Below are 3,030 nucleotides of genomic sequence, written 5' to 3'. Positions count from 1 at the left end.
GGCACGGGGGCACTGGCCGCGGTGGTACCCGCGCTCGCCGGAGCGGCTGGCCGGGGTGTTGCGGCCGAAGGTGGACGCGGCCTGGCATCTGCACGAGCTGACCCAGGGCCTGGACCTGGCCGGGTTCGTGGTGTTCTCCTCGTTCGCAGGCGTGACGGGCACCGCGGGGCAGGGCAACTACGCGGCGGCCAATGTATGGCTGGATGGGTTGATGGCGCGGCGTCGGGCTCAGGGGTTGCCGGGGCTGTCGCTGGCGTGGGGGCTGTGGGCTCAAGAGACCGGGATGACCGGGAGTATGTCGCAGGCCGATGTGCAGCGAATCACCGCGGCCGGGCTGCCGCTGATCAGCACCGAGCAGGGTATGGCGCTGTTGGACGCGGCCCTGGGGTCGGATGCACCACTGGTTCTTCCGGTCCTGCTGAACATACCGGCGATGCCCGCTCAGCTGGTGCCGCCGCTGTTGCGTGGGCTGGTGCGCGGCACCCGCCGTACAGCAGCGGTGGCGCGTGCGGTGGACGAAGGAGCGTTGGTGCGGCAGTTGGCCGGGCTGACGCAGGCCGACCGGACCCGGTTCATGACCGATCTGGTCCGCACTCAGGCCGCCGCCGTTCTGGGACACTCCGACTCTACGGCGGTGGACGTCAGGCGGGAGTTCCGTGAGCTGGGCTTCGACTCGCTGACCGCGATCGAGTTGCGCAACCGGCTCAACGTGGCCACCGGGCTGCGCCTGCCCTCCACCCTCGTCTTCGACTACCCCACCCCCGCCGCGCTCGGTGAGTACCTGCTGAGCGAGGTGCTCGGCGCGCACGGCGACGCGATCCTGCCGGTGGCCGCGGTCTCGGTCGGGGACGACCCGATCGTCATCGTCTCGATGGCCTGCCGTTATCCCGGAGAGGTGAGCTCTCCGGAGGACCTGTGGCGGCTGGTCGTCGAGGGGCAGGACGTGATGACCCCGCTGCCGGCCGGCCGCGGCTGGGAAGGCTACAGCAGTCTGGGCCTGAAGGGCGGGTTCGTTTCCGACGCACCCGGGTTCGACGCGGAGTTCTTCCGGATCTCACCGCGCGAGGCGCTGGCGATGGATCCGCAGCAGCGGGTGCTGCTGGAGACAGCCTGGGAGGTTCTCGAACGCGCGGGCATCGACCCGGACTCGTTGCGTGGCAGCGAGACCGGCGTCTTCATCGGTGCCTCAGGCTCGGGCTACACACCCGGGGAGGAGTCTCTCGGGTACATCATGACCGGCCTGATGGGTAGCGTGGCCTCCGGCCGGATCTCCTACACCTTCGGGCTGGAGGGGCCGGCGGTGACGGTGGACACCGCGTGTTCGTCGTCACTGGTGACCATCCACATGGCGGCACAGGCGTTGCGCAATGGGGAGTGCTCGCTGGCCCTGGCCGGCGGTGTGACGGTGATGACGACTCTCGCGGCGTTCGCGGAGTTCGGTGAGCAGGGCGGGCTGGCGCAGGATGCCCGGTGTAAGGCGTTCTCCGACTCGGCGGACGGCATCGGATGGTCCGAGGGCGTCGGCCTGGTGATGCTGGAGCGGCTGTCGGACGCTCAGCGCAACGGCCACCAGGTGCTGGCGGTGGTACGTGGTTCGGCGATGAACCAGGACGGTGCGTCCAATGGGTTGACGGCGCCGAACGGTCCTTCGCAGCGGCGGGTGATCCGTCAGGCGCTGGCTGTCGCCGGGCTGTCTCCCGCCGAGGTTGACGTGGTGGAGGCGCACGGTACGGGGACCACGCTGGGTGACCCGATCGAGGCGCAGGCCCTGCTGGCGACGTACGGGCAGGAGCGGCCCGAGGACCGGCCGATCCTGTTGGGGGCGATCAAGTCGAATCTCGGGCACGCGCAGTCGGCGGCGGGTGTGGCGAGCGTGATCAAGATGGTCATGGCTCTCCAGCACGGGGTGCTGCCCAAGACGCTGCATGTGGACGAGCCGTCCTCGCATGTGGACTGGGCCTCGGGCGCGGTGGAACTGCTGACGGAGACCATGGACTGGCCGGATATGGGCCGCCCGCGTCGGGCGGGGGTGTCGTCGTTCGGGATCAGTGGCACCAACGCGCACATGATTTTGGAGCAGGGGCCGCAGGTCGCGGAACCGGAGGCCGGTGATGCCGGTTCGGCCGTGGCTGTGGTGCCGTGGGTGGTGTCGGGCAAGACCGAGGAGGCGCTGCGGGCGCAGGCGGGTCGTCTGGCGGCGTTCATGGACACGCGTGGTGAGCTGGGTCTGGTGGATACGGCGTTCTCGTTGGTGGGGTCGCGGTCGGTGTTCGAGCACCGTGGGGTGGTGGTCGGCGGGGATCGTGGGGGGCTGCTGGCGGGTGTGGGTGCGCTGAGTGCGGGTGAGTCGGTGCCCGGTGTGGTGCGGGGTGTGGCCGATGTGGACGGCCGGATGGTGTGGGTGTTCCCTGGTCAGGGGGCGCAGTGGGTGGGGATGGGTGCTGCTCTGTTGGAGGAGTCGGCGGTGTTCGCGGGGCGGATGGCGGAGTGTGCGGCGGCGTTGGAGCCGTTCGTGGACTGGTCGTTGCTGGAGGTGGTCCGGCAGAGCGAGGGTGCTCCGTCGCTGGATCGGGTGGATGTGGTGCAGCCGGTGTCGTTCGCGGTGATGGTGTCGTTGGCGGCGGTGTGGGAGTCGTTGGGGGTTCGTCCGGATGCGGTGGTGGGGCATTCGCAGGGTGAGATCGCGGCGGCGGTGGTGGCCGGTGGGTTGTCGTTGCGGGACGGCGCGCGGGTGGTGGCGTTGCGTAGCCGGTTGATCGGGGAGCGGTTGGCGGGGTTGGGGGCGATGGCGTCGGTGGCGTTGCCGGTGGAGCGGGTTGAGGCCGTTTTGGTGGAGGGGGTGTCGGTGGCGGCGGTGAACGGCCCGAACTCGGTGGTGGTGGCCGGTGAGGTCCAAGCGGTCGAGGAGTTGGTCGAGCGGTTGGTCGAGGAGGGGGTGCGGGTGCGGCGGATCGCGGTGGATTACGCCTCGCATTCGGCGCAGGTGGATCTGATCTCCGAAGAGCTGGCCCAGGTCCTGGCGGAGGTGAG

1 protein-coding gene is annotated in these 3,030 nt (G+C 70.0%); it reads left to right on the top strand.

Annotated elements, in window-relative coordinates; genetic code table 11:
• Positions 1-3,030, top strand: a 3,030-nt coding sequence (locus ABZ260_RS49265) for a beta-ketoacyl synthase N-terminal-like domain-containing protein (RefSeq protein WP_355632380.1), incomplete at both ends; no start/stop codon positions are given.

It is taken from the genome of Streptosporangium sp. NPDC006013 (assembly GCF_040614275.1).
Lineage (GTDB): Bacteria > Actinomycetota > Actinomycetes > Streptosporangiales > Streptosporangiaceae > Streptosporangium.
Note: the sequence above shows the minus strand (reverse complement) of the source record. Positions and strands in the feature narration are given on the sequence as shown.